17 protein-coding genes and 4 pseudogenes are annotated in these 26,351 nt (G+C 49.4%); 12 read left to right on the top strand and 9 right to left on the bottom strand.

Translation table 11 applies throughout. The features are described 5' to 3' along the window. Positions 1–15: 15 nt before the first annotated feature. From holA to lexA, 3 genes are all read right to left on the bottom strand, one after another. Positions 16–981 carry a DNA polymerase III subunit delta gene (holA, locus tag HJG54_RS34750; RefSeq protein WP_316437244.1) on the bottom strand — a complete coding sequence of 322 codons (966 nt, stop codon included), beginning with the start codon at positions 979–981 and terminating at the stop codon, positions 16–18. After that, complete coding sequence (dnaX, locus tag HJG54_RS34745; RefSeq protein WP_316437243.1) at positions 978–2,423, bottom strand: DNA polymerase III subunit gamma/tau; 1,446 nt, start codon at positions 2,421–2,423, stop codon at positions 978–980. The genes holA and dnaX overlap by 4 nt, the downstream gene beginning before the upstream one ends. Positions 2,424–2,491: 68 nt before the next feature. After that, complete coding sequence (gene lexA, locus HJG54_RS34740) at positions 2,492–3,265, bottom strand: transcriptional repressor LexA (protein WP_316437242.1); 774 nt, start codon at positions 3,263–3,265, stop codon at positions 2,492–2,494. Between lexA and HJG54_RS34735 the strand changes: the two genes are divergently transcribed. Continuing rightward, positions 3,234–3,815: a GNAT family N-acetyltransferase gene (locus HJG54_RS34735; protein WP_316437240.1), complete on the top strand. Its 582-nt coding sequence runs from the start codon at positions 3,234–3,236 to the stop codon at positions 3,813–3,815. The two genes, lexA and HJG54_RS34735, sit on opposite strands and share 32 nt — an antisense overlap. After that, the gene (locus HJG54_RS34730; RefSeq protein ID WP_316437238.1) at positions 3,812–4,531 is read left to right on the top strand and encodes a hypothetical protein; all 720 of its coding nucleotides are present in this window, start codon (positions 3,812–3,814) and stop codon (positions 4,529–4,531) included. The genes HJG54_RS34735 and HJG54_RS34730 overlap by 4 nt, the downstream gene beginning before the upstream one ends. A 25-nt stretch (positions 4,532–4,556) precedes the next feature. On the opposite strand, the gene HJG54_RS34725 is transcribed toward HJG54_RS34730, so the two are convergent. Beyond that, entirely contained in the window at positions 4,557–5,798 is a 1,242-nt protein-coding gene (locus tag HJG54_RS34725) for a VTT domain-containing protein (protein WP_316437237.1), read from the bottom strand. A gap of 169 nt (positions 5,799–5,967) precedes the next feature. Here HJG54_RS34725 and HJG54_RS34720 point away from each other — a divergent pair, with 169 nt between their 5' ends. Next, the gene (locus HJG54_RS34720; protein ID WP_316437236.1) at positions 5,968–6,588 is read left to right on the top strand and encodes a TetR/AcrR family transcriptional regulator; all 621 of its coding nucleotides are present in this window, start codon (positions 5,968–5,970) and stop codon (positions 6,586–6,588) included. Next, the gene (locus tag HJG54_RS34715; protein WP_316437235.1) at positions 6,581–6,934 is read left to right on the top strand and encodes a hypothetical protein; all 354 of its coding nucleotides are present in this window, start codon (positions 6,581–6,583) and stop codon (positions 6,932–6,934) included. The genes HJG54_RS34720 and HJG54_RS34715 overlap by 8 nt, the downstream gene beginning before the upstream one ends. A 337-nt stretch (positions 6,935–7,271) precedes the next feature. Here HJG54_RS34715 and istB read toward each other — a convergent pair whose 3' ends face one another. Both istB and HJG54_RS35710 read right to left on the bottom strand, forming a co-directional pair. After that, positions 7,272–8,096, bottom strand: coding sequence for an IS21-like element helper ATPase IstB (istB, locus tag HJG54_RS34710; RefSeq protein ID WP_316437234.1), 825 nt, complete (start codon positions 8,094–8,096; stop codon positions 7,272–7,274). Positions 8,097–8,520: 424 nt separating this feature from the next. Further along, a pseudogene (locus HJG54_RS35710) lies at positions 8,521–8,622 on the bottom strand (hypothetical protein); the annotation flags it as partial. Positions 8,623–8,736: 114 nt separating this feature from the next. Here HJG54_RS35710 and HJG54_RS34700 point away from each other — a divergent pair. Beyond that, positions 8,737–9,446 (top strand): IS1 family transposase gene (locus tag HJG54_RS34700; RefSeq protein WP_420717450.1). Its coding sequence is split into 2 segments (ribosomal slippage): positions 8,737–9,025 and positions 9,025–9,446, totalling 711 coding nucleotides; the frame shifts between segments, so codons are not numbered across the junction. A 24-nt stretch (positions 9,447–9,470) separates the two neighbouring features. Here HJG54_RS34700 and istA read toward each other — a convergent pair. The 3 genes and pseudogenes from istA to HJG54_RS34685 all read right to left on the bottom strand — a co-directional run. After that, positions 9,471–10,385: pseudogene (gene istA, locus HJG54_RS34695) on the bottom strand (IS21 family transposase); the annotation flags it as partial. A gap of 159 nt (positions 10,386–10,544) precedes the next feature. Further along, entirely contained in the window at positions 10,545–12,044 is a 1,500-nt protein-coding gene (gene dnaN, locus HJG54_RS34690) for a DNA polymerase III subunit beta (RefSeq protein ID WP_316437232.1), read from the bottom strand. Positions 12,045–12,315: 271 nt separating this feature from the next. Then, positions 12,316–13,689: an ATP-dependent DNA helicase gene (locus HJG54_RS34685; protein WP_316437231.1), complete on the bottom strand. Its 1,374-nt coding sequence runs from the start codon at positions 13,687–13,689 to the stop codon at positions 12,316–12,318. 290 nt (positions 13,690–13,979) lie between these two features. Between HJG54_RS34685 and HJG54_RS34680 the strand changes: the two genes are divergently transcribed. The 7 genes and pseudogenes from HJG54_RS34680 to HJG54_RS34650 all read left to right on the top strand — a co-directional run bounded on the left by HJG54_RS34680 (position 13,980) and on the right by HJG54_RS34650 (position 26,260). Beyond that, positions 13,980–14,171: a ribbon-helix-helix protein, CopG family gene (locus HJG54_RS34680; protein WP_190574472.1), complete on the top strand. Its 192-nt coding sequence runs from the start codon at positions 13,980–13,982 to the stop codon at positions 14,169–14,171. Positions 14,172–14,448: 277 nt separating this feature from the next. After that, a complete protein-coding gene (locus HJG54_RS34675) occupies positions 14,449–15,981 on the top strand; it encodes a helix-turn-helix transcriptional regulator (RefSeq protein WP_316437230.1) in 1,533 nt (510 codons plus the stop codon). 391 nt (positions 15,982–16,372) lie between these two features. Then, positions 16,373–16,648: pseudogene (locus HJG54_RS34670) on the top strand (transposase); the annotation flags it as partial. Between the two features lie 558 nt (positions 16,649–17,206). Continuing rightward, positions 17,207–19,009, top strand: a complete 1,803-nt coding sequence (locus HJG54_RS34665; protein WP_316437229.1) for a reverse transcriptase domain-containing protein — start codon at positions 17,207–17,209, stop codon at positions 19,007–19,009. 73 nt (positions 19,010–19,082) lie between these two features. Continuing rightward, positions 19,083–20,249 (top strand): annotated as a pseudogene (locus HJG54_RS34660) (IS5 family transposase); the annotation flags it as partial. An 853-nt stretch (positions 20,250–21,102) separates the two neighbouring features. After that, positions 21,103–23,823: a DnaB-like helicase C-terminal domain-containing protein gene (locus HJG54_RS34655; protein WP_316437228.1), complete on the top strand. Its 2,721-nt coding sequence runs from the start codon at positions 21,103–21,105 to the stop codon at positions 23,821–23,823. Continuing rightward, positions 23,804–26,260: a bifunctional 3'-5' exonuclease/DNA polymerase gene (locus HJG54_RS34650; protein WP_316437227.1), complete on the top strand. Its 2,457-nt coding sequence runs from the start codon at positions 23,804–23,806 to the stop codon at positions 26,258–26,260. Before HJG54_RS34655 ends, HJG54_RS34650 begins: the two co-directional genes overlap by 20 nt. Positions 26,261–26,351: the final 91 nt, after the last annotated feature.

Genomic DNA, 26,351 nt, shown 5'->3' with positions numbered 1-26,351 from the left:
CGCTGCCCCCAAAAGTCACTTGGAATAAATAGTCTGAAACAACCGCGCGATCGCCAGCAGAGAGGGCAGGATGGCGTTTGCCAGGACAGCACCCTGCTTAATCGACATCTCCAACTCCACTAATTTGGTTACTGCCTGAATCAATGTTCTGAGGGGCATGGTTGCGACCTCTTGCCGTAAATAGTAAAGCCGATTAGGATTCCCCACGTTACACAGTTGAGCAATTTCAGTGTTGTTCTGGATACCACTCGCAAGCGCACTTTTAACCCATAGCCAGGTTCTAAACTGGGTCAGTAGAGTCGCAACCATCACCAGCATTGGCTCAGAGCGAGCCAGCAATTCGTCGATCAGACGCACCACTGCTTCACTTTCCCCGTTGCGAACCGCCTCCGCCAGTTGCAGATTGCTCTGAGTCTGGCAAGGAATCAGGCTTTGTACTTCAGCAAGACCGACAGGCTGACCATTTGTATAGATTGCTAGCTTGCGGAGTTCTGAAGCAACACGGGTCATGTCATTGCCGATCGCCTCTGCCAGATATTCAATGACATCTTTAGGCAGTCGGAGTTTCATCTGCTTTGCTTGAGTGGCGATTGCCTTTGCGATCAAATCTGTACGCCAAGACGGAATTAATGACAGCTCGAAACACTGACCGTGCTTGATCAAATGCTTGTAGATTTTCAGGCGCTTGTCCACATTTGTTGCCATGAATACAAGCGTTGTAGAATCTGGCACCTGAGCAAGTTGCTGCAAACTTTCTAACTGGGCATCACCCCACTGCTTAAGATTGCAATCCTCTACGACAACAAGCCGTTTACCACCACTCAACGAAGGGGTTCGTGCCGCACTAATTGCTTGTTCCAAAGCACTGGCGGGAAAGCGGTGATAGCAAAACTCTAGCCATTGTGGATCAAGTTCTGCTTTGTATTGCTCTAGTTTTTGTCGAATGGCAAACTGATCATCTCCAGTTAACAGAACAATCATCCCGACCTCCCATTTCTGCTAGCTGCGAGCGTTCTGATCAATACGGTCATTGGTTTTTGGCTCTGGATAACTCGCTGAAGCATTCGGGCGATCGCCTGTTGATTCGTCTCAAACTTTGCCAAAGAAGCAGGCGCGACTTCCAAAATTGCCTTATTTCCTTGCAACTTGATCAATCGCCCCTGGCTCAGCAATTTTTGAGTTCCTGGCTTTGCAGAAACGATGACTCTTTGCCAGACGGCTGACAAATCAGAGGAATCTTCTGTAGCTGCTGAAGATGGCTCTATGGCTGCTTTACGGTGGTGTCCGTTTTTGCCTGCTGGCTGCTTCCCGTTTGGCTGGTTGGGAGAACCTGATCGGAGCAGTGGCATCAAGTTCAGTAGACACGTTTCCAGCCAAACAGCGGCATTGGTAGTGTTGCGAAGATAGCCTTCTGCCTTCTGCAATTGCATCAAGGATTGATTGAGCACATCAAAATCCCAGTGAGAGGCAATTACCTTTAATTGGTTGTAGTTGGCAGGACTGGTGAGCAAGTCTGATGCTTTAGGAGCTGATTTGAGAATGAGGAGATCTCGGTAGGTCTGGAGTAAGCTGCTGAGAATCAATTTGGGAGTTTTACCAGAATCCACCAGGGTTCGCGCTAATTTAAGGAGTTGAAAGATATCGTTGGTAGCGATCGCATCAAGTATTGCCAACAGGTCTGTTTCTGTCACTCCCCCAGTTATTTCGATTACATGGTTTGCGGTCACTTTTTCACCCAGCAAACTGACCTGACCCAACAGCTGAAGCGCATCTCGCAAGCCTCCCTCTGCAAACCGGGCGATCGCCATTAAAGCATCATCACTGACAGCGATCGCTTCTGCTTCCGCAACGTCCTGAAGGTGCTGTGAGATCGTGTGGAGCGACAGCGCCCGAAAATGAAACACCTGACAGCGGCTCACAATCGTCGGCAAGACCTTATGCACTTCCGTTGTGCAAAGGATGAAGACCACATGAGGTGGTGGCTCCTCAATGCACTTCAGGAGAGCGTTTTGCGACTGGGTAGTTAATTGATGTGCTTCGTCAAGAATAAAAATTCGGGAGCGCCCCTGCACTGGTGCAAGGCTGCTGCGTTCAATCAAAGCACGGGCATCATCCACCCCATTGTTAGAAGCTGCATCAATCTCACTTACATCCAGGCTATTGCTGGTTTCAATTGATCGGCAGGATTGGCAAGTGCCGCAAGGTTCATCGGTAGGTCCGTCAAAGCTTAGACAATTGAGAGACTTGGCAAAGATACGCGCAGTAGAGGTTTTGCCAGTTCCTCTAGAACCTGTGAAGAGATACGCCGGGGCTATGTGCATCCGGTTGATGGCATTGGTCAAAGCGGTTTGGACGTAGGGTTGTCCAACCAGTTCTGCCAGGATTTTAGGGCGATATTTTTGATGTAAGGCGGTGGTCGGCATGGTGATATCGGTTTAATCATCATGACGATCGCCCCTAGTCAGGGGCAGCTTGCTTTAGTGGAGGTAACTTAAAGATCACTCCACTCTCGCAAAACCCACAACAAGACACCTTGCACCTCTACTCGGCATTCTTCTGCATCAACCGTAATGGGAGGGTAGTTAGAATTAGATGCAATCAGCGAAATGTGCTTGCCTTCACGATAAAAGTGCTTCAATGTCGTACCCCTACCTTCTACCCACGCTGCCACAATCTCTCCATCCTTTAATGCAGCAAGGTCAGAGACAGGACGCATAATCACAAATGAGCCATCCGGAATGTGATCGCCAATCATACTGTCTCCAGCCACTTGGAGTGCAAAATCCCCAGATTTTAGTTTCGGGCTGGAAATTGGTAGCACATCCTGACTATCGGTGAATACCTCGCTAAGATAGCCTGCGGCGATCGTTCCCCAAATCGGAATGCCACCTCGGTTTGATTTAAGGATTCGGATAGCACGGGCTTTTCCATATCGCCGTTCAATGTAGCCCTCTCGTTCCAAATATCTGAGACTGTTTTGGATGGCACCGCGCGGCTTCTCCATTGCTTCCATCATTTCATCAATGACAGGAGAATAACCGTGAAGCTGAATATAAGCTTCCAAGTATTCAAGGAGCCTTAGGTGGGGAGATGGGCGTTGCATTTGATAGAAGTAGCTAAGTTGGTTTAATAGTACAATTGTTCTTAATTTTAGGCAAGCTAGTAAAAAATTAGGCGTTTGGATTTTTGATGAGCAAATCCCCAGCTCCAAAGCCTTATAATGAGAGCCGTTGTTGAATCTTCTTATTCCGTTGGACTGCATCATTCAGCTACTGCAAGTTCACGATCAACAGATCGTCGATGCTATTCTGACGGAGGTGACTGATAAGCACCTTGAGGATGCCAAGACACTTTGGGAGCCGATCTTGGCAGGAAGCGGTCAAGACGATGAGTATTGGAACTGGGTCGGCAAGAGCCGTCGATCGAAGTTGCTCCCAGGCGATGAGCTGTACGCGATCGAGTGCGAGGGTGTCACTCAGGGGCTGATGATGCTCGATGTCTTGAAGAAACGCTGTCAGATTGAATCTCAGTTGCGACGACGGTTGGTGTACATTAGTGCTTTAGCAACCGCTCCTTGGAATCGACCTCTCATGACGAACCCTCCAACTTACAAAGGCGTTGGGGGCAATCTAGTAGATTTTGCGATCGCCCGCAGCCACGAACTGGGTTATCAAGGCAGAATCGGGTTACATGCTCTCCCAGGTGCGCTAGGATTCTATAGAAAGCTGAGAATTGGGCTGCTCAATTGCGGTCCTGATCCTGAAGAACCCGATAACCTCGTTTACTTCGAGACTTTGAGGATAGACGACCCATGACACAATCGATTCCTGCCCAGCCAAAAGCTACATCTGACGAAGCAGCTCGTCATCAGCGCCTGATGGAATTGGTTGAAGCAGAGGACGCTGCCAATGGTGAAGTGGGTTGCGGACGGGATTTGGGAAAGGGGCTTTCAGGGTATCTCAGTACTCGCAGGATTGCTCTTGACGATGAGCAATTGAAGACCCTGTTGCGAGAGCACTTAGGGCACATTCTGATGGAACCAGACTTTGATTCCATTGCAACCCAGATTCAACGTCGGCTTGAATCTTTGATTGTGCAAACCCTAGATAGTTCTTCGAGTTCTACATCGTTGTTAGATTCAACAAATGTCACAGAACATATTCCAACAGAAGAACTCAGAGAATTATTTCAATCACAGATTGCTGATCTTTGCTCTGAAGATACCTTAGAACAACTGATTCAGTTGAGCCATCAGATTATTCATAAAGCAGTACTTCAACCTCGACATACCTGGTCTAAGCCAATATGGGTACTGCGAGGTGAAACACAGATTTACATCGTTCAGGAAACTGGAATTGAAGAAGCGATCGCTAAAGTCAAGACTCAGCATCCTCAAGAAACAGGAGAATTGGAAGTCCTCACAGTCGGAGGCATTCTGGCACCTGATCAAGTGATTTCCTTAGATACCAACCTGTTGTGGAGGTTTCATCCTGAGAGAAACCTCAGTGCCCAGGGCGTATCTATCCCCTAGGCGACCTTATCCACCACAGCAGTCTTCATGGGACCTCGCCGATTACGCAGACGACCGGAGGCTTGAGTGCAAGCGTGTCCGACCGGATGCGCGTGAAGCCTGCCTCTGTAAGACGTGCCGCAATCTCCCAGCCCGCAGCCACTGTTGTTTCCGCCGTGGCACCGGGGCATCGCGGCTGGGAGACAATAGCGATCTGTCCTCCAGGTCGCATCAGGCTATGGATCTCTTTCAGCCGCTCGTCCGGCTCGTGCCACATGCCCATGTTGTTCACGGCCAAGACCTTGTCAAACGGCTCCTCAAACGCCGGAAGGTGCTCGACTGAACTACAACGCAGATCCACGAGACCCGCATGTACGGCATCTATGTTGCGCTTGGTTGCCTGCTGAACCATGACTTTCGAGTGATCGATGCCACATACAAGTCCGTGCGTCGCCCGATGGCTCAGCTCCCAGATCGCGATTCCCGGTCCGAAGCCGATCTCAAGGACGCGATCGGTTGACTCCACCCCAAGCAGTCCGACTGCCCACACATTACGCTTGCGGTTCGACGATCGCAGTGCCATCTCCCACCCAGCGAGCCAGCCTGCAAACCCACGGGGTTGCATAAACTGTGACCGGATCGCCATGACCAATGTTTGCTTCATGTCCATCACCTCAGTCAACTCCCGTTTGAAAGCCTTTCGCCCTTGGAGCCTAGCGGCGTTTGCGGCCGATGCGCGGTGCATCAGGTAGAGTGCGATTGGAACGAGGGGGATTGGCAGGAAATAGCTGAGTGCGATCGCGATCGCGGGCTGTTCGCTCCATCCTGCACCGATCGCCGAAAAGACGAACGCGGTGGGCACGCTGCCCAGCATTAGAGCGGCAAAGACTTCACGGACGCGCATTCCTCCCAAGCCCGACACGAGAACGACGGCTTCTGGAATACTGTACGGCAGGCTGCGCGTGAGAACGATCGCCCACATTCCCCCGTGCTCGAAGAGGCTCTCTACCTGCTTGATGGAGCGATCGCCGACTAACCGCACCACTAGCCGACGACCATACCTGCGGGCTATGGCGTAACCGAGAAGTCCACCGCTGACCAGTCCGAAGCTACTGATTAGACCGCCGCCAATCACACCGTAGATGATGCCGAGTGCAGCGATTACTGCCGTCTGCGGAACCGGTAATGCCAGGTCAGCCCATAGAGCCGCAATGCCAGGTGCCCATGCCCACATACTGTACTGACGTAGATTCAGGACTATACCATTGACTTCCTCGACTGTCGGCATCCGCGCCGTGCATGAGACGAGGCACAGGGTGAGGAGTGTCCAGGGAACGAGGCACGGACATCTGGGATATCGAGATGAATCCATAAAGCTTCCCTAAATATAAGTCATTGCTTGCATAATATGAGTCATTACTCGTATCTAGCAACTCGCATTTGACGGAGGGATTTCGATGCCACGCAAACGCTCCATAATTCCCCGTAAACTCCCGCAGCAAGACCGCTCTCGGCTGACCGTTGAAGCGATTCTGGAGGCAACAACTCACATTTTGACGGAGGAAGGTTACGACAAAGCCAACACCAATCGAATTGCAGAACGAGCAGGAATTAGCATCGGCTCGTTATACCAGTACTTTCCAAACAAGGAATCGTTGATGGCTGCCTTGATGGATCAACATTCCAATGAAATCGCTGCATTAGTAGAAGCAAAATTGCAGAATTTATTCGATGTACCTCCAGAGGTTGCCATCCCTGAACTGATCAGAGCAGTCATTGCGGCTCACGCGATCGATCCGTGTCTCCATCAAGTGTTAAGTGAAGAGATCCCAAGATCGGAACGCCCACAACAGATGCAGACAGCGGATGAACGCATTGCAGAATTGCTACAGGCATACCTGACACGGTGGCGCGATCGGATTTCCCCTCAAAATCTTGACATGACCGTCTTCATCTTGAGTCGCACAGTTGAATCGTTATGTCATTCAGCCGTAATTGAACATCCAAGTTTTGTGAGTAACAGTCAGTTTGAACAAGAGGTTTCTAATCTTCTCCTACTCTACTTAACAGGTGCTTGATACAATCTTAGGTTCTGATTCCTATCCAGAGTTTTCAAAGGCGTATTTTCAGATTCCCAAGCGAATTCACCGCTATATCCTATTTCACAACAAGCGGCATCCCCAGAGGATAAGCAAAACTGAATTAAAGCGTTTCTCACGCATCCCGCTGTGCAAGGATTGTAGCTTCAATGAAAAATCAAGCCCCCAGACCCTGCTATCCCTCTACCGTGAAGGGATCAATGTGAACGTGACGGGCATTGATGTGGTTCACGCTAAAAGACCCCAGTATATGCCAACTGTGTTGTCTAAGCAGGAAGCGATTACCCCGGAGGGAGCACTGCTTCGCATCGCAGTGATTCAATAGTGTAATGGCATTCATCAACTGGTCATGAAGTTGCTCTACGGTTAGAGTTTTCATCTGATCGAACGGCTGCACTTGCAAATCAAGGCTGTTTAGCTTTGAAGGCAAAGACAGCAAGAGCTGTGTGACGATGCTGCCTTTGCATATTATTAAGTGTCAAGCACATATTCGTATCGCGACAGTGACCAGGACGAGTAGACGACGCATTAAAAGCATCCTTGTGGCTGGTGAGAACGTGAGTGATTGAGTGCTAAGAAATAACACGAAAAAGTCGTGCTGAATGCTAAAGGCAATCGCACGACAACGAAGATCGAAACGACAATTAAGATCGAAACGACAGCTAAGATCGCTTGGGTTGAACGACCTTTTTATCGCTGACAATCGAGGTAGCGGAACGAGAGACCGCCGATTGTTTGCGATAACTCTGAGTTTCAATCTCAACAATCAAGGCATGATGCACCAAGCGGTCCACTGCGGCAACAGTCATCATCGAATCGGTGAAGATCGTATCCCACTGGCTGAAGGGTTGATTGGCAGTAATGAGCAAACTCTTGCGCTCATAGCGATGAGCAATTAACTCAAACAACACCGAAGTTTCGGCTTCAGACTTTTTGACATAGCCCAAATCATCGAGAACGAGCAGGTCAAAGCGGTCGAGCTTCTTGAGCATTGCTTGGAGTTGGAGTTGCAGTTTGGCTTGCTGTAAGAGTTGTACCAGTGCGAGTGCGGGATAGAATTTGACTCGCTTGCCAAACTCAATCATGCGCCGCGAGACAGCCGCCGCCAGATGAGACTTGCCAACACCCGAAGCACCAAAGAGCAAAAGGTTTTCGGCACGTTCGAGCCAGGCAGGATCATCAGCAAGTTGCATGAGTGGGGCAGCATTGAAGTTGGGGCAATGGGAAAAGTCAAAGTTGGAAACCGTTTTTCCGCTGGGCAGTTGGGCTTCGGTGAGGGCGCGTTGAATGCGGACGCTCCAACGCCGTTGTGCCTCCAATTCGCACAGAGCCAGCAAGAACTGAGCGTAAGACCAACCCTCCTGCATCGCTTGTTGTTCGAGGGCTTCCCAGTGGTTGAGCATGTGAGATAGGTGCAGTCGTTTGAGGTAGAGACTGAGGCTTTGATACGGACTGTTCGTGGGTGGTGCTGGGCAGGAGTTGGTCATAGTTCGATAGGGGATGTTGGGTGATAGTGAGAGTGGGTACCTTCAGCTCGCTCAATAATTGAAACTGCTGGCGTAGTCTGGCTAAGGTCAAGGTTTGAGCACTCAATTGAGCTTGGAGATAGGCTGCTACTGCTGTTTCTTTATCTTGAGTGGCAGCAATGTACAAAGCTTCCACGATTAGGACGGCAGCACTATCGAGTTCAAATTGCGCCTTCAACTGTTGCCAGATGTCACGCCAGGTCTGGTTGGGCAGTAGTTCCTGTTGCCAACTACAGTACAAAAAGGCTCTGGGCTTGCGACGCAGTCCTTCTGCCACATGACGATAATTGATGCTGCGGGTGCGGCGTTTGGTTTTGTCGGTGACTCGGATGCGTGGCAGTTCTACCACCAGTTGGCGATTGAGATAGCCCACAATCCGGTCATGATGTAAATGTAGTTCAAGCTGTCGTCCAATCAGCCGGGCTGGAACGGTATACAACACACAACGCACATCAATGGTGCTGCGACAACTGACGGTTGCATTCAGTACCTCATAATCAGGGGTTCGATAACTCGGTAGGGGTTGGAGATATTGTTTCTCGGTAGTGCTGTAGAAGTAATGATGTTAGCTTAGCAGTAGCACTTCATTCACTCGTTTCCTATGCCTGCTTGCCCGACTTGTGCCTCTGTTCAAACTGTGAAAAATGGTCGCATCCACACAGGCAAGCAGCGCTTCAAGTGTCGTGAGTGTGGACGGCAGTTCGTGGAAGATCCAGCCAACCCACCGATTGAGCAATCGACGCGCGATCTGATTGACAAGCTGTTGCTGGAACGCCTGTCACTCGCGGCAATTGTGCGAGTGACAGGTGTGTCTGAACGCTGGCTACAGTCGTACGTCAACCAGAAGTACTACCTGACACCCAAGCAAGTCGAAGTCCCCCAAAAAAACCTGGAAGGCTGACAATGCAGTTAGACGAGATGTGGTCATTTGTGGGTAACAAGCGGTGTAAGCAGTGGATTTGGTTAGCAATGGATGCCGAAAGTCGAGCGATTGTCGGGGTGTATGTTGGTGACCGTTCGTGCCGCTCAGCCAAGCGACTGTGGCAATCGCTGCCACCTGTGTATCGCCAGTGTGCAGTGTGCTACACGGATTTCTGGGACGCTTATGCTCAGGTGCTACCAAGCAAACGACATCGGGCGGTGGGTAAAGACAGCGGCAAAACCAATTACATTGAGCGATTCAACAACACCTTGCGCCAGCGAGTCGGGCGCTTAGTCCGCAAGACGCTCTCGTTTTCCAAGAAGTTAGCCAACCACATTGGAGCCATTTGGTACTTCATACACCACTACAACGCCAGTTTGCAAGATTGACCATTACTTCTACATGATTACCTGTTTCTCTTGTGCAATCTTGTCTGTATGCAGGTCATTCAACTTAGTGGTTGCCTGATTGATTAACTCTTGATACTGAGCAATACTCTCAAAGTCATGGCTCCCTCGTAACAAGAGCGCTTGCTTGATGCGGTTCTTCAAATGTCCATGTGATGTCTCAATCGCTCCATTTTCATGAGCAATTCCAGTGTTATTGCGCGTTGGTTGCATGCGATAGTGATGGCATAAGTCATCATACAATCGAGTTAATGGCTTGTTTCGCACACCCCCCATGTTGCGATAGGCGGCACTTAAGCTATCGGTACGGTGTTGCTTGGGGACTCCTCCACAAGCAAACAGGGCATTCTGCAATCCTTCTGAGAGGGCAATGAAGCTTTCACCCCCCTGGATGATTTGGGCGTACTGCCAGCCACTGTACGCCAACCGGTAATGATACAGCAGATGCTCAAACGGCTTTCCAGCAATGGTAATCGCGATGCCTTTGAGTTCGGTGAAGTCCGATAACCCCATCATCCCTGGTTCATGGCGTAGCTCAAACATTACGGGCTTGGCTTGCCCATGCAATGCTTTCCAGGCGCGCACCCGTCGTTGTAATGTCCGAAGCACTTTCACATACTTGCCGGGGTATTGCGCCTGTAAGTACTCAAACAGGGTCGTTGGTTTGAGTTGCGGTTCTCGTTTGAGCATTGGCTCTAGCTCGCTTTCCCAAACCTCGGCTAATGGATCTGCCACACTGCGCCAATCCCGCAGGCGACCTCGATTCGGTTGATGTACGCCTGCATCAATGCGCTGTCCACTACGGGCTGAAAATCCAGCCAACTCCGGGGCTTCTACCTGGGTTAAGCCTTTCTCGCGTGCTGCCATATACACTTGTATTTGATATGTTTTGATTCTTCCAGACACTCTGTGAATCTCCATTGACCGATGGATCTTCCTCAGAGTGTCTTTTCTTCTCTGTCGTTTGACTCAACAACTCATGCAATGAATCGCGATCGTTCTTCTGCTCAAGTTGAGTAACTCGCCAATTGGCTGTCGCTCACTCGCCAGTTGTATTGTCACCTAATAGCATATGCAAACTTATTCCGGTTGCTTAAAAAGGGGAAAGAGAAAGTGGCACATTTCCATCTCTAATTCCGGATTATTAAAATCCCCAGCCGGAACCAGCATTGCCGGATAGTCCGGTTGCTTCAAATGCATCTTGATTCCAGAACTGGGAACCGCTTTAACCGCTTCTCCCAGGTATTTAAGATTGAATTGGATATCCAATGTCATATCTACAGGAATATGGGCACTGATTGTTTCATCGCCTCTGCCAAACTCTCGCTCGATCGAAAGGTGAATTTGTTGTGTCGTTCCATCAAATCGAAACTGAATCCCTCTCTCCTTTTTGTCAGTCAGCACTGACAACCGCTCCAACGCTTTGAGCAATCCTGATTTCTCCAGCACCACTTCCCGATCAAAGCTGTATCGTGACAACAACTGCTCACAGTCTGGATATTGTCCTTCAATACACTGGCAGCTCAAAATAATATCCTGCCATGCAAAACTTGCACGGGTTGCTTGAGCATCGTAAAGCAGTTGAATCGCGTCAACTGAATCAGCGAGATTACGAATCAGTTCCTTCAAAGCTTTACCAGGAATGGGAAATTGGGTAAGTTCATCAGTTCCCGATCGCTTGCGCCGCTTTCTGCCAATCCCCTCCGTTGACAATTCTGCGATCGCTACTCGATGTCCATCTGTTGCAATAAATTTCAGTGCATTTTGCCCAATCTGAATATAAACACCTGTCAAAATGCGCTTGGTTTCATCCGTGCTAATCGCGTACAGCACCCCTTTCAGTCCTTCTCTCAACACATTGGTTGGTAGGGAAACTGGAGCCGCTTTGAGTGTTGCAATGGGCGGGAATTCCTCAGCCGGAATCCCTCGAATCTCATACTTCCCATCGGCATCCGACAGCGTAATGGAGCAAGTCTTAGTCGGTTGCTCCTCTTCTGACATTGGTTTCGTAACCTGCGCCTGACTGTTGAGCGTAATGTTGCCTGTTGGAAACTGTTTGACCATTCCTGAAAGCATCTCAACAGGGACCGTAATCTCACTGCCCAAAAGCACCTGAGCTTCAAAGCTTGCCTGAATCGTCATCGCCAAATCAGTTACGGTCAGATGAACCTGTTGAGCGTTAGCATCTGCCACGACCAACACATTTGCCAGCACTGGATGGTTAGGTTTTGCCGGGGCAGCACAACTTGCGATCGCCAGCGCATCATGAAACTGACTCTGCGAACAAATCACCTGCATCCCCTTTTCGGTTGCAGGTGTGTCCTTTGGCTGAGATTTAGCTGCCCGTTTTCTCGATGACTTCCTGGGCACAGGCTCTGCCGATACTTCAGGCTCAGCAGAATTTTTAGGCTCATCGACTGTTGCTTCCGCTTCACTCGCCTCTGATGGGTCGGTAGGTTGCTCTAAAGAAGTGAGTTTCCCAGGAATACGCTGGGCGATCGCAGCTTCAGAAGTCAGTTGCTCAGTCTGCCTTTTTTGCTTTGCAGTCTTGCCCCTCGATCGTTGTAATGCTTGAGTCATGATCAGTGCCTCTGATTGAATGGTCGTCGAAGGATGCCTGCGTTAGCAGAGGAAAAATGCCAAAGGCTCTATGGCTCCAGCTTCTTGGCAGATTGACTAAATTGCTTAGGGTATAGTATGGAGCCGAAACGCCGTTAAGTATTCCCTAAGTCACCAAAGTTGGTGGAAGCAACTCATCATGGGTGAATTCGATACGCGGCTTCTGGCAGTTGGGTTTACTTAGGGAATATTTTGAGGTGATTCTGTCCAAAGTATTCCCTAAGTAAAAGTCCTATGGCACAACCAGAATCCGCCGACGCGCACGGCTGGCTCCCACATACCATAAGCGATTGTGCTCCCTCACTTTAGCCAACAGAGCTTTTGCACTATCACCTCGTTCTGGATTGAGCCGTTTGCTTAAATCCTGACCATCAATACCACATTCTAGAAATGTACTGCCCTGGCTGTTGTGGACTGTGATTGCAAAGCAATTTCGCACATTGGCGAACTGCTCCAGGTGCCGATAATAGTCGCGCCACAGAAATGGATTTCGCTTAGCGATCGCCATCAGCCGACGCGCTTCTACATCAAAGCGGCTCTGCTCATCCTCGTGCAAAGCGTAGATTTGACGTACAACACCATCATCGGTTGTAACCTTTAACCTCCAGGCTTGGTAATTGCTGTAACGATCTTCTGAAAATTCTTGAATCGTGAATTCAGTTGAGGTTGAGAGGATGATCGTTTTACCATCGGGAGCCAAAACTGGATCGCGTGTGATCAGCCGTTCGCCGGGAAGAAACCGGGAAGTAGTCTTGCCATACAGATGATTGCGAATCTGCTGGTTGTAGTAATCCACTTGAGCATTGGTCCAGCAGAGAATCCTGAAGCAATCGGGATTTTGAATGAATTCCCTGGAGGTTTTCTTGAAGGCATACTTTAGGAGCGATCGCCGCTTGACCAGCAACGAGCCGTTACTCTTGTCCGGCAGATATTTTGCAAATGGCTCAAAGGGCGCTTTGCTCTTCGTCACTGCATAACGGCAAGCCGTGATAAATTCCAACAGCGGACTATCTGTGCTCTGGCGCACCACTTGAGTCAACACGGCTCTATTGGGTATGGTGAAGGCTGGCGATCGCCCTTCATTCACCGGGTTAAGCTGAGCCGGATCGCCCATCAGAATCATTTTGAGCGGGTGCCACGTTGATGTTCTTTTGGACGCTTCCTCAATCCAGTGCCAGAGTTGTTCTCCAATCATGGAGCACTCGTCAATAAACACAACATCAAACAGTCCAATGTATGACGTTCCCGTCGGTGCCAGCACTTTTTCGTTACCTCTGGAAACCATGCCTAGTCCCAGCAATTGATGAATTGTGAAGAAGTCTACACCAGTCACCCCATTTTCTAGCGCCATGCGTTGCAACACGCCCACAGCCTTATTGGTGGGCGCGGTCAGAACGACTCGTTTCCCCTGACTGACCAAAACTTTGACTAATTGGAACACAATCGTCGATTTTCCCGTCCCCGCATATCCCACTAGCAGAAACAGGGCAGCCGCGACCGTCGGTTGCAGAAATGTCCACATTGCGTCCAGTGCTTTACGCTGCTGCTCAGTCAATTGAAAGGGGAAAGAGACAGCCGGGGAGGAAGCAGGAAGGGTTTGCATCATTACGACTCCGCTAATTTCATCCACAAATCAGCTCGGCACAGCGGTAGCTGGTTGTTTTGGTCTTCCCGAAATCAGCAACCCAATTCAATTGAGTCCTGTTTTAGTACAAATGTTTATAAACTAAGCTGTAACAGTCTGAGAGCTGTACCATCGCTCTACCTCCTACCCCTACGAAACCACTAGCCATGTGGTTACGCACTTAGGGAACAACTATATCCAGATGGACAGTTCTGGTCTATTATTCTTGGCAGTCCGTGGTAATTTCTTATATAAGATTAGTAACCGCAGCTATGGAGACTCAAAAACCGAAACGGAAAGGGCGAGATCAGCTCTATGGAGAACTCAAGAAGCCGACCATGATTGCACTCACTCCCACCGGAGTTGAAAAGCTGGATGAGTTAGCCGCTGCATTCTCTCTGTCTCGTTCCGAATTCATCGAGCGCATTGCTCGGGGAATGCTTTCCGTACAAGGAATCGAGTAATTACAAACCTATGGAGAATGTAAAGTCCAATGCCCTTTAAAGCTTGAAAACACCAGGAAATCGTCTTGGCGGGTGAAGTCCTGGTGCCTTCGATGCTTCAGTTAAAACCAGAACGACCATATCAACGATATGCCCTTCCTAATTGGATAGGTTGTGACCTGCCCATTAATGACAGGTTAGCAAATTACTCGATCCTTGAAAAGGGCAGAGGTTCTTACCTCCTAAGAATCTAGGTATGGCGTTTTGATTTCGTATAATTCTTTTCAACGCTTGAGCCATGATGCAACCCAAACCCAGCGATCGCGAGGACAGCACCCCCCTCATCGAAGACTCCACCCAGTTAGAATTAACTGAGGTAGAAGTTCTGCCCTCTCAGTCCACCCGGACTAAAATCCGCAAGCCGCGCAACCTGCCTCGAACAGAACCACCTCTATTTACCACCAAGTCAATGGAGATGATTGCCAGTGGAGCACCTGTCATCAGTGCGACGCAGGCTTTTTTAAAGCCTCCAGATTGGAGCGAGTATGGGCAGGAGCGCCTTTACTTCCAAAAACACTTTGGCAAAGGGCGCTACATCGAGTTCTACGTCCTGAACAAGCAAAAGCACCAGGCAGAGTCGATTTCTACGCAAGCAGAGCGCGAAATCCTGGAGCAATACGGGGTAATGGCAGCTCGTCTCCATGCGGTCTTTGCTACCTATGCTTCATTGCAGTCTGAACCTTGGAAAGAGCCGTTTCATCTGCTCGGTACAGACCTGATCAAAACGCTCAAGGTTCACAACAGCAATAAGTTCACCAAGTCACAGAAGCTTAAGGCAGTTGCTGACCTGGCATGGGTTGTCGGGACGTTAGGTGCAGTCATCCACTGGTTTGAAGGCGACATGGATCTCTGCGTTCGAGAGCGAAGCTTGCTCTGGATCGTCAGCGTCCAGGAATACACCCAACCCAATGTCGATGGGGAATCCGAAGAATTGCATGAGGTGGTGATCCGGGTGCAACCAGGACTATGGACCCATAGCTTCCTAAACCGGGAGGGCGCACAACAGCGGAAAGCCCTGTATCAGTATGGACTGATTCCTAAAGAAGTCTTTGATATCGATCCCCACCGGCGCAAAATGGCGACCAGCATGGCGCTGTATCTAATCCAGAATAGCCGTTCTCGTCCGAATGGGGTTTATACCGTTGAAAGCCTACTGGAAAGTGTTTTACCTAGCAGTGACATTGAGAAAGCGCTGTCCGATCGCCGCTACGGGTGGAAATTAAAGGAATCGGTAGACAATGCTCTACTCACCCTCAAAGATAACCTCAAGATTGACATCGACTTTGATGATGAAACCTATCCCCTGTGGCTAAGACCCGTCTGGAGCCTACCCGATGAAATAGCAGACCTGCCCACAAAAGAGCGAAACCAGCAACTCTTGGGGGCAAAGTGGCTACCGGATAGCTACATTTCCAAGCATTGGTTCCCGGCAAAACTCACCTTCCGGCTACCCGTGCAGATTCAAGAGTGTTTGGATGAGCTTGAAACCAGACGAACAGAAAAGACCAGCCGAGCCTCCGCTGGTGCCAATACTACGCGGAACAAGTCTAACAGCAAAGTCAAGGGCACTACAGCTAAAGCGCTACTGCCTGCGGCTGAGCTGGATGGAAAGACAGTGAAAGCTGCCCGTCAAGCAAAGGGATGGACTCAAGCCCAGCTTGCTACCACGATCGGCAAGAGTGTCAGTTGGGTAAAGCTGGTCGAGAGCGATCGCCGTCGCGCAGTCGATGAGGATCAAAGCTTGCTACGTCAGGTTCTTGGCATCCAGTAATGCAATTGAACTTGGTTACAAGATCTGTAACCCTACTGTAACCATTGTCAAATAAAGGTTTTAGACAAGCTCAACCTCCATTAAAGTCCCATAGTCGTGACATTAGCATCCCCATGCGGTGACTTGATTCAGTAGGAAAGGCGATCGCCTTTCCGTGTAACTCTCTGTAACCATTGATATGAAAAGGTTTTAGCTATATTTATCAGGTTAAACTTCCCCTTTTAATGACATCAATACCCCCTGGTCGTGACTTGAGTACCACTCGGACTAAGTAGGGTTTGCTGAAAAAAGCAGCAAAGGTTTACAGTGCCTAGTTTTCAAGCGAGATCAAGTCTGCTAAAGTGCAAAGAAAAAGTGTAAAACCTCTCAAAAACCTTGCACGAGCTTGCCGATGTACCGCCGTTCTCCCCCTGGTCAATTGTCGTTTGAAAACTTCTACTTGCCGTTTGGGGGCAAGTTATCGGGTGAGAATCGCTGGGTGAAGTTGGCACAGTTGATCCCGTGGGAGGAGTTTGAAGCGCAATATGCCGAGCAGTTGAGCGAGGGGATGGGGGCACCTGCGAAATCCTTTCGCATGGCACTTGGGGCACTAATCATCAAAGAGCGGCTGGGCACGTCTGATGCCGAGACAGTCGAACAGATCCGGGAGAATCCGTATTTGCAGTTCGTGCGCCATGACACTTTGAATAGCATTCTTGGCTCAGCCAAGAGAACACTTGGGAGGAGGTGTCTAAGCGAACCAATCTACCTGGAGCCGAAAGGCAAAGGGGAAAGCAGCATATTGGTAAAGCGGTGAGCGGAGACAAAATGCCTAAACCACTGCACCGCGACGCTTGTGAAGCAAGGTGAAAGCTAAACTGCTTGAACTTCAGTCCCAACTAGACCAAAGGTAGTCTCGTCGGAACGGCATTTGATACCGACGCTGGTTCGTCCAGATGTAGAAGTACTGGACATCTGGAACTCCCACGCACCAGAGTGATCAGGGATGACCTGAGCCAAGGGAACGAACGAAGCACCTACCCTTTACTCGGACGTGTCATTCAAAGAAAGCATGGGATTGCCTAAGGGACGCGAGTCCTAACAGGTTGAGGGATCCATCTCCTCAACCGAGAGTGAGTATCTCACTCTGGCAACGGAGCCTCCGTAGTAGTCAGCGAACGGGAAAGCCGTTTACAAGGCAAAGGGAGGCAGGTAACTCGATGAACTACACAGAGAGGTGCGCGAGATGCGTGAAGCCAAAACTGTACTAGACATCATCCGTGAGCGAGGTCGCCATCGTTCACCGTTGAGAGACCTTTATCGACAACTGTACAACCCCCATTTGTATCTATGCGCCTATGGACGAATTTATCGAAACAAAGGCGCAATGACAAAGGGAACAACAGAGGAAACGGTTGATGGAATGTCAATGGATAAAATTGACGCAATCATCGAATCACTTCGATATGAGCGTTATCGTTGGACTCCGGTACGACGAGTACAAATTCCGAAAAAGAATGGCAAAACTCGTCCGCTCGGCATTCCATCCTGGTCTGACAAGCTGCTCCAGGAAGTCATTCGCTCCCTCCTGGAAGCCTACTATGAACCTCAATTCTCCGACTCCTCCCACGGCTTTCGCCCTGCAAGAGGATGCCATACTGCTCTAACGACCGTTAAGCGAGTGTGGCATGGAACGAAATGGTTCGTTGAAGGCGATATCCAAACTTGCTTTGACAGCATCAATTCAGAAATTTTGCTGCACATTCTGCAAGAAGATATCCAAGACAACCGTTTCCTAAGACTGATCCGCAATCTGTTGCAGACTGGATATATGGAAAATAGGCGGCACACACCAACCCTGAGCGGGACACCGCAAGGGTCGATTTTGAGTCCTATCCTTTCCAATCTGTACCTCAACAAACTGGATCAGTTCGTCGAACAAACGCTGATTCCAGCGTACACAAAAGGGCGACAACGAGCACGGAGTCCGGTGTATGATGACCTCACGCACCGTGCCTATCGGTTGAGACGCCAAGGACAAACCAAAGCTGCTCAAGAGCTGGAACAGCTTCGACGAAGCATTCCAGCAAATGATCCCCATGATCCCAACTATCGGCGGTTACGCTACTTGAGATATGCGGATGATTTCTTGCTCGGTTTTGCAGGTCCTAAGCAAGAAGCAGAAGAGATCAGGGAACGACTCAGAACGTTTTTACAAGAGGAACTCAAGTTAGAACTGTCTGAAACCAAGACCCTGATCACTCATGCTCACACCGAAAAAGCTCACTTCCTCGGATACGACATTTCAGTGACACAATGTAATTCCAAAATCACAAATCGTCGTCGGTCAGTGAACGGCGGGATTGCATTGAGAATGCCTGTATCCTTCGTGAAAGACCGTTGTCGGTTCTACATGAAACGAGGCAAGCCCACTCACCGAATGGAACGAACTTACAACACGGACTACAGCATTATCAGCCAGTATCAAACAGAGTATCGGGGTTATGTCCAATACTACCAATTGGCAGATAATGTGATGTGGCTCAAGCAACTTCATTGGGTAATGCGAACTTCCCTACTGAAGACCTTGGCCCATAAACACAAATCATCGGTTGCGAAAATGGCACACAAATACCGTGCTAAAGTCGAAACTGCTGAAGGACCTAGAACGTGTTTGGAAGTCACGGTTCCACGAGTAGACAAGCCTCCCCTAATTGCTCGTTTTGGGGGAATTCCTTTAAAGGTCAATTCGATGGCAATGATTCAAGACCGCGTTCTGACCCGATACTCACCAGAGCGAGTCGAAATTCTGCAACGATTACTAGCAGAGACCTGTGAAGTGTGTGGCTCGACGCAAAATATCGAAGTCCATCACATTCGCAAACTCGCAGATGTAAATACTGTGGGACGCGCACCCAAACCCTTTTGGATGCATCTGATGGTATCGCGGCAGCGAAAAACGCTGGTGCTCTGTCGGAAATGTCACGACGATCTTCATGCGGGTAGACCGCTACGAGATCAGGCGGAACGAGAGACTGGAGAGCCGTGATGCGGTGAAAGCCGCACGTCCGGTTCGGAGGGGGGACGATGGAAAAGGAGTCAAAAGCCACCTCGCCAGCGTCCTACCCTACTTCTTGGGATTATCGCAGTACAGCGACAAAGCCCCGTTTGATGCTTCGATGTTGGTGCATTTTCGCAAGCGAGTGAAGCTTGAGTTGATTGGGCAGCTTAACGAAGCCATTGTGCAGCAGCATCGTGAGAACGATGCGTCCAAGCCGGAGGGAACAGCAGAATCCTCAGACTCCATCGATGAGGACAACCGTGACGATGAACCTCCCTCTGCTTCAAATGCAGGACAGCTGATTGTCGATGCCAGTTGCACTCCTGCGGATATTCGCTATCCCACTGACTTAAGTTTGCTCAACGAGGCACGAGAGCACACCGAGCGAATCCTCGACTTGCTGTACGCGCAAGTGCGAGAACAAGTTACCCAAAAGCCCCGCACCTACCGCCTCAAAGCCCGGCAACAGTATTTGCCTATTGCCAAGCAACGTCGGGTGAAGCCCAAGCTGCGGCGAAAGGCAGTCGGACAACAGTTACGCTATCTCAGGCGGAATCTGGCTCACATTGACGCACTGATTGCTGCAGGAGCATCCCTTGCTCAACTGGACAACCAACTGTACCGTAAATTACTCGTCATCAGCGAGTTGTTTCGCCAGCAACAGTGGATGTATCAGGAGCGTCAACGTCGCATTGATGAGCGCATTGTCAGTATTGCTCAACCGCATGTGCGACCAATTGTGCGAGGCAAAGCCGGCACACCTGTGGAATTCGGTGCCAAGATTGTCATCAGTTGTGTCGATGGCTATGTGTTTTTAGAGCATCTCGACTGGAACAACTTCAATGAATCGACTCAGTTGCCAGAACAGATTGAGCGATTCAAGCAACGCTTTGGTCATTATCCCGCCTCGGTTCATGCCGACCAAATCTACCGTACTCGGGCGAACCTGCAATACTGCCGAGAACGAGGCATTCGCCTGAGTGGAAAACCGTTAGGCAGACCGAAACAGAGCGAACAAGCAGACATCCAAAAGCAAGCTCAGGCAGATGCTGCGATTCGCAACCAGGTGGAGGGCAAGTTTGGGGTGGGCAAGCGTCGTTTTAGTTTAGCTCGCGTCATGGCAAAGCTCGCTCCAACCGCAGAGACCACCATTGCAATGACATTCCTGGTGATGAATCTGGAGCAACTGCTCCGGCAGTTTCTTTTTGTCTTTTTTGCCGTTGTTCTCTCTCAGGAAGTGTTCCAGTTCAACCGATGGCAGCGGCAGTGGCGCGATCCTCAATGCGCCCTGGCTGCTGCTTAAGTTCTAGCGAATCCCAAGATTTAACCGTCTGTCTTCTTAAAACTCGTGAAATACTTTTTCAGCACGCCCTAAGTATAGGGAGAATTTAGTTACAACCACATCTAGCGAGACTTAAAGAGAAGATCCGCTATATATAGCCATAATGCAATTGAACTACGCGAAATACAGTAGTGCACTAAAACAATTCCACTAAATCTAGAAGCCTAAACTCGCTTTTCTGATGTCTTTGTAACCTGAGCGTAACTTTGCTGTAACCATTGATATAAAAGGCTTTTAGCCGCAATGCCTGATAGTTACAATCCCCTAACCGTGACATCAGCCTCCCCCAGTCGTGACTTGCCCTCTAGGCTCAAGTCCCAAGCCGTTGTAACTCTTCTGTAACTAGCATCAGATCTAGATTCCAGATCATTTTGGTTACAAATCTGCGGTAATAAGCTCCTCTGGATGGGACTTTAATTTCCTATCGCCGTGACTTCCGTATCCCCTACAAGTGACTTTACCTTCCTCTTACTGTGACTTTAAATTTTCAGAATGGTTGTGGAGCAAGCTATTTCAGAATGGTTACACGTCTGATCAGATCAATCAGATCGATCAGCTTGTAACCCCCTGTTTTGTGGAAACAGGGGGTTACGCTTTAAACGCAAAAAGACAAAAACTCACCCGCCACCCATGTTTTGCAAATTTATCCCAGTGATCGTCTTTGGCTCGCTCAAGTGGATGAACACATTCGCGACATCATTACCGATTTGATTAGTTGAACTTTGATTAGTTGAACCGCATGTCAGAAACCACCATTGTTTTACAGCAGCTTTACCGCTTGATTCTCCATGAACATCAGCAGCTTTATAGCGTTTGGCAAAGCACTGATGTTCTACAGTCACAGTATGATCAGTCCCTCACCCCTGCTGTGGTAGAAGCACATCTTCAGGGCAACCTAATTATCTCGGTGCGCCTCCTCCAACCGGCGACGAATCTGGCTAAAGCAGGTTGCATTGATTTTGATGCTCCCAAAGATGGCAGTGATGAACAGACTTTGCGTGAGGTGCTGAGTCTGTCTCAACGAGTGCAACAAATCGCTACTAGTCAAGGACTCTCTGCTTATCTGGAATTTAGTGGTCGTCGTGGGTTTCATCTCTGGTTGTTTGCTGATATGCCGCTGCCTGGTGCTACCTGGGTCAAGGCATTGCAGAACCTCTGTTATTTAGCTGATTACAAGCCAAAGGAGATTTATCCCGCCACAGCAACAACGGCGATCGATGGTAAGGCAGCGGGACGACCGATTAAATTGCCCTGCGGCAAGCATCAAATCAGTGGTAAGTGGAGCGGTTTCTTAAGTGAACCTGTGAACTGGTCTGAAGGATTTCCGGTAGTGCCCGACGATCAGGCGGGTCTAATGGCATCCTTTCAGCAGATTCCTGTGGCTCAACTGGCTCAACTGGCTGCACTTGAAGTCAGCATCAGCAGTGCGATCAGTAAAAATGGGCATCAAAAGGGAAATGCCTTTCAGGAGCGATCGGGGTTTGCTGGGAGTTCAACCGTTCAGCATTCTACTGCTACAAAATCGACAAACTTTTCAATTCTGGCTCCTGATGAGCATCCCGCTTGTATTCACTACCTGATGAACCAGGGTGCGCCAACCGATCAAGACTACAACTCAGTCAACTTAACTCTGGCGCGTTATGTCATCACCAGGGGATGGGAACGTAACCAGGCAGAACCCTTGGCAGAAGCAATGGCACGAGCGTCTGATCACCATCCCACCAGCAAAACGACGGTTGAATCCAGGCTCAGAAATTTCCACAGCACCTATGCTTCGGTTAAACGAAATCCTCACGACTATCAGTGGAGTTGCAGCTACATTCGCAACAGCCGTGAGTTAGTCCACTGTGGAGGTTGCACGGGCTATGCCTGCCCCTTTTGGCAATGGGAGAAGCCAGAGGGTGACAACGAGGTTGCTAGACGAGTTGAACGAGATTTGCTGGCTTACATCCTGCATCACCCAGAAGCAGGGATGCAAGAAGCCTTGGGTGTGGATTTACCCGTTGAGGGTTTTATTGCCACATTTATGCCCAAAGGCGATGCTTCAAAACCGTTTTATCTCCACCAAAGGCTCTGGGAATGCTTTGTAAGCCTGGAGATAGAAGGGAGAGAGTTAACGCCCAGTCTCGTTCTCTCACGGCTGGAAAAATTGGTGATGGAGCGTTCTCCCCTACCGACACCGATTCTGAATCAAGTTGCTGCTTATTTGGATGAGCTTTTGAATCTGGCTCCCTGTGGTTGGGAGACGTTTACAGAACTCCTCATGAGAGTGCGAGATACTGGATTGCGACTACTAGCAAAAGAGCAGGCTGCCACTGCATCGGAATTGTTGGATAGCCCCTTACATCCTGTTACCGAAACGCTGGAAACACTCATTCACCATTCCCAACATCTTCAGCAACGGAATGCCTCAGAAGTCATGCCAATGGTGGCCTATACCCAGGACTTGATCCGGGAATTGTTTGGGCAACCGCAAACGGCGATCGCCACCCCAGCTCCTTGGCTGAATCGTTCTCTCAATGGTGGACTACATCCCGGCAGGCTTTATGTTGTGGGTGCTCCTCCCGGCTCAGGAAAAACGACCTGGTGCGCCTGGTGTGCGGATGAAGCAGCAAAAGCTAAAATCCCCGTGCTGTATGTCTCTTTTGAGATGGGGAAGCAGCAACTCTGGGTGAATGCTTTGTCGCGGATGGGTGGGCTGAACTCCGGCTTGATTGAAGCAAAGCACTGGATGAACGCCGACTATGCCCATACAGAATGGTTGAAACAGCAGACGGCTCTAGCAATTCGGGCATACGATCAGCAGATTGCAGAATATCTAACGGTTTTAGAAGCAGGTCCAGAGGTTACAGTTGCTCATTTGAAGGGGACGATCGCTCAAATTCGCCGCATTGCAGAACTCGATAAAACAGCGCCCGTGTTGGTGATTGTCGATTATTTACAACTCATGTGTTGTGGGGATGAAAAACTCGACTCTGGTGCCAATGAAGTGTTGCGGGTTTCGCGTGTGGCAACGGGGTTAAAGCAACTGGCGCGAGATACGGGTGCTGCTGTGGTGGCGATTAGTGACATTAATAAGGCAGCCTACCAGGAAGCACTTCGGACTGGAACGTTAGATATGGGTGCGTTACGGGACTCGTTCAAGATTGCCCATGCCGCAGACTGCATCATGCTGCTCCAGACGGGTAAGGCACAGCGAGGCAATGACCAACCTAGAGATCAGCTTGACCTCTTGGAAGAACGCTACGCCGGGGACTATCTCAGACTCCGGCAAATTCAAGACGTGCGCGCTCAGTATCCGCTTAATGAAAAAGCAAAGGCGACCTATGCGCGACTCAGCATTCTCAAAAATCGGGGTGGTGTCACAGCAGAGCCGTTGTTTGTCTATGAGCGGGCTTACCACCGCTTTATTCCAGTTGATTTGGATTTAGGAGAGGACAATGACCGTGAAGATCTCTAGCCCCAATGTTAGTGGTGTAGAAGCAAATTCCAATCTCCTTACGGCTGCTGATCCACTGTATGAGGATTTGATGGACTGGGCAAAATCTCGGAAACGGCAGTTTTTGAGGAATCGGGTTCAACAGAGTAGTGAGCCTATTAAAGCTGTAACTGCGGAATCAGAAACACCATCAGCAAGCGATGCTTGGATTGAAACCTGGTATACTCCACCGCCTCTACCATCGTGGATTGCCAAACAGAAAGCGATGCTCTTCCAGAGCCACTCCGTGAATGCTTCCAGTGCCCCCTATCAAGAAGCGGGAGGAAAGGTAGAAGCAGAGGAAGTCAAGGAAATCAAACCTTTGATCTCTCCTAGTCCTGCAACCTCCTTATCTCCTCCAAACCACGACAGTTTTGAGATTGGTCAACAAGTTGTTCTCTGTCCAGACTCTCAGCGGATACCTGCTGGTATTCCGATTGATGCCGTACTGGTTATTCAGGAGATGTATGTCAATGTTTATCGGCAACATCAGAATATTTGGTGTGTCTGGTGTAGCAGTAATGCTTTTTCTGGTTTGAAGTCAATTGATTCAGATTGTTTAATACCATTACCAAAGCCAGTTCATACGGCTGATATAGAAGGTGTATTTGAAATAGAATTTAACGGTCTAAATATAGATGAAAAACCAAATTCTGTTTTATCTCATACGCCTGTAAACTTTGAGTTTGTTGAAGATGGACAACGGCTTGCAGAAGTACTCAAGCCTTTCCAAGCTTGCCAAGTCATTGCGGTTGATACAGAAACTACTGGGCTTGATCCATTGAAGGATCGAATTCGTCTAGTGCAAATTGCTGCGGCTAACCAGCCGATTATTATCATTGACCTGTTTAAAGTTGCCAAGGAAACGCTAACTCCTCTGTGTGACCTGCTTCAAGGTACTCCAATCAAAGTTTTGCAGAATGCCAAATTTGACTTGAAGTTTCTTCAACAGGCAGGACTTCCCATTGCTGGCAAACTGTTTGACACGATGATAGCGGCGCAATTGCTGGATGCAGGAGTGCGATCGCACGGATACAACTTGGCGGAATTGGTCAAGGTCTATTTGGGAGAAGAACTCTCCAAAGAACAGCAACGAAGTGATTGGAGTAATCCCAGTCTTTCTTCTGAACAGTTAGAGTATGCAGCGCGAGATGCAGCGATTCTGCTGCGGTTGCGTGAGGTGATGAAGCCTAAGCTAACATCTGCTCGTTTGGTGGAAACTGCCAAGCTGGAATTTGATTGTTTGGGAGCGATCGCCCAAATGGAACTCAATGGAATGCTGCTCGATCTCTCCCGATGGGATGCCCTACGACAAGAACTTGAACAAAGAAGAGATCAATTAGCAGATGCATTACGACACCAATTTCAACCAGCTTTGCTCAGCACTCAACTTGATATTTTGGGCAATCAAACTTCTTTCAATCTGGACAGTCAGCAGCAGGTATTAGAGGCACTACAGCAGATGGGTGTGCCAGTGGAGAATACTAGCAAGCTCTCTCTGATTCCTTTGGCAGAAGAGTATCCGCCCGTTAGAGCATTGCTGGACTATCGCAAAGCAGCAAAATCAGTCCAAGCCTTCGGCAGTAGCCTACCCAAGCACGTTCACCCCATTACCGGGCGAATTCATCCAGACTATCAACAAATGGGAGCTGCTACTGGACGCATGTCCTGTCGGAACCCCAACCTGCAACAGATTCCCAGGGATAAAATCTTTCGCAGTTGCTTTATTCCGGCTCCAGGCTATCGTTTAGTCGTGGCAGACTACTCTCAGATTGAACTGCGGGTCGCAGCAGAACTCAGTGGCGATCGCCGCATGATTGAGGCATACCAGAATGATGAAGACTTGCATCGGCTAACCGCTGCCCTGATTGCTGATAAATCTTTGGATCAAGTTGAGAAATCGGAGCGACAGGCAGCGAAAGCTGTTAACTTTGGGTTGATTTACGCGATGGGAGCAAAGGGGCTGGCAGAGTACGCCTACAACAACTATGGGGTACAGATGAGCCTAAAGCAGGCAGAAACCTTTCGCAAGCGATATTTTGAGGTATATCAGGGGATTGCCCGCTGGCATGGGGCGATTAAGCGAAGGTTGCCCAGGGAGATGCGGACAATGGGCGATCGCCTCCGGCGCTGGCAAGATGAGCCGAAGTTAACAGAGCTTTTGAACACTCCAGTTCAGGGCACTGCCGCCGATATTACTAAGGCTGCTTTAGCGAAACTCCCGGTAGCATTGAAAGGAATAGGAGCCAGATTAATTGGCACAGTGCATGACGAAATTTTGCTGGAAGCTCCAGAAGATGCAGTAGAACAGGCTGCACAGATTCTCCAACAAGTGATGGAGCAGGCTGGACAGAGGTACTTAAGAAAGGTGCCAGTGAAAGCAGAGGTGGCGATCGCTCTTAACTGGGCAGAGAAGTAAGATTTTGGGAGAAGGTGCTTGATCATCCTAGTTGATAAATTTGCAGGGAAAGCTAACATGATCAAGCTTGACAATGAATTTCATGGAAGCT

Source organism: Leptolyngbya sp. NK1-12 (assembly GCF_032598965.1).
Classification (GTDB): Bacteria; Cyanobacteriota; Cyanobacteriia; order Elainellales; family Elainellaceae; genus Elainella.
Note: the sequence above shows the minus strand (reverse complement) of the source record. Positions and strands in the feature narration are given on the sequence as shown.

Bases quoted from the DNA above. Each gene is read 5' to 3' on its own strand.
- holA (WP_316437244.1), bottom strand. From the start codon at position 981: ATGATTGTTCTGTTAACTGGAGATGATCAGTTTGCCATTCGACAAAAA.
- dnaX (WP_316437243.1), bottom strand. From the start codon at position 2,423: ATGCCGACCACCGCCTTACATCAAAAATATCGCCCTAAAATCCTGGCA.
- lexA (WP_316437242.1), bottom strand. From the start codon at position 3,265: ATGATGCAGTCCAACGGAATAAGAAGATTCAACAACGGCTCTCATTAT.
- HJG54_RS34730 (WP_316437238.1), top strand. From the start codon at position 3,812: ATGACACAATCGATTCCTGCCCAGCCAAAAGCTACATCTGACGAAGCA.
- HJG54_RS34725 (WP_316437237.1), bottom strand. From the start codon at position 5,798: ATGCCGACAGTCGAGGAAGTCAATGGTATAGTCCTGAATCTACGTCAG.
- HJG54_RS34720 (WP_316437236.1), top strand. From the start codon at position 5,968: ATGCCACGCAAACGCTCCATAATTCCCCGTAAACTCCCGCAGCAAGAC.
- istB (WP_316437234.1), bottom strand. From the start codon at position 8,096: ATGACCAACTCCTGCCCAGCACCACCCACGAACAGTCCGTATCAAAGC.
- dnaN (WP_316437232.1), bottom strand. From the start codon at position 12,044: ATGACTCAAGCATTACAACGATCGAGGGGCAAGACTGCAAAGCAAAAA.
- HJG54_RS34685 (WP_316437231.1), bottom strand. From the start codon at position 13,689: ATGATGCAAACCCTTCCTGCTTCCTCCCCGGCTGTCTCTTTCCCCTTT.
- HJG54_RS34680 (WP_190574472.1), top strand. From the start codon at position 13,980: ATGGAGACTCAAAAACCGAAACGGAAAGGGCGAGATCAGCTCTATGGA.
- HJG54_RS34675 (WP_316437230.1), top strand. From the start codon at position 14,449: ATGATGCAACCCAAACCCAGCGATCGCGAGGACAGCACCCCCCTCATC.
- HJG54_RS34665 (WP_316437229.1), top strand. From the start codon at position 17,207: ATGCGTGAAGCCAAAACTGTACTAGACATCATCCGTGAGCGAGGTCGC.
- HJG54_RS34655 (WP_316437228.1), top strand. From the start codon at position 21,103: ATGTCAGAAACCACCATTGTTTTACAGCAGCTTTACCGCTTGATTCTC.
- HJG54_RS34650 (WP_316437227.1), top strand. From the start codon at position 23,804: ATGACCGTGAAGATCTCTAGCCCCAATGTTAGTGGTGTAGAAGCAAAT.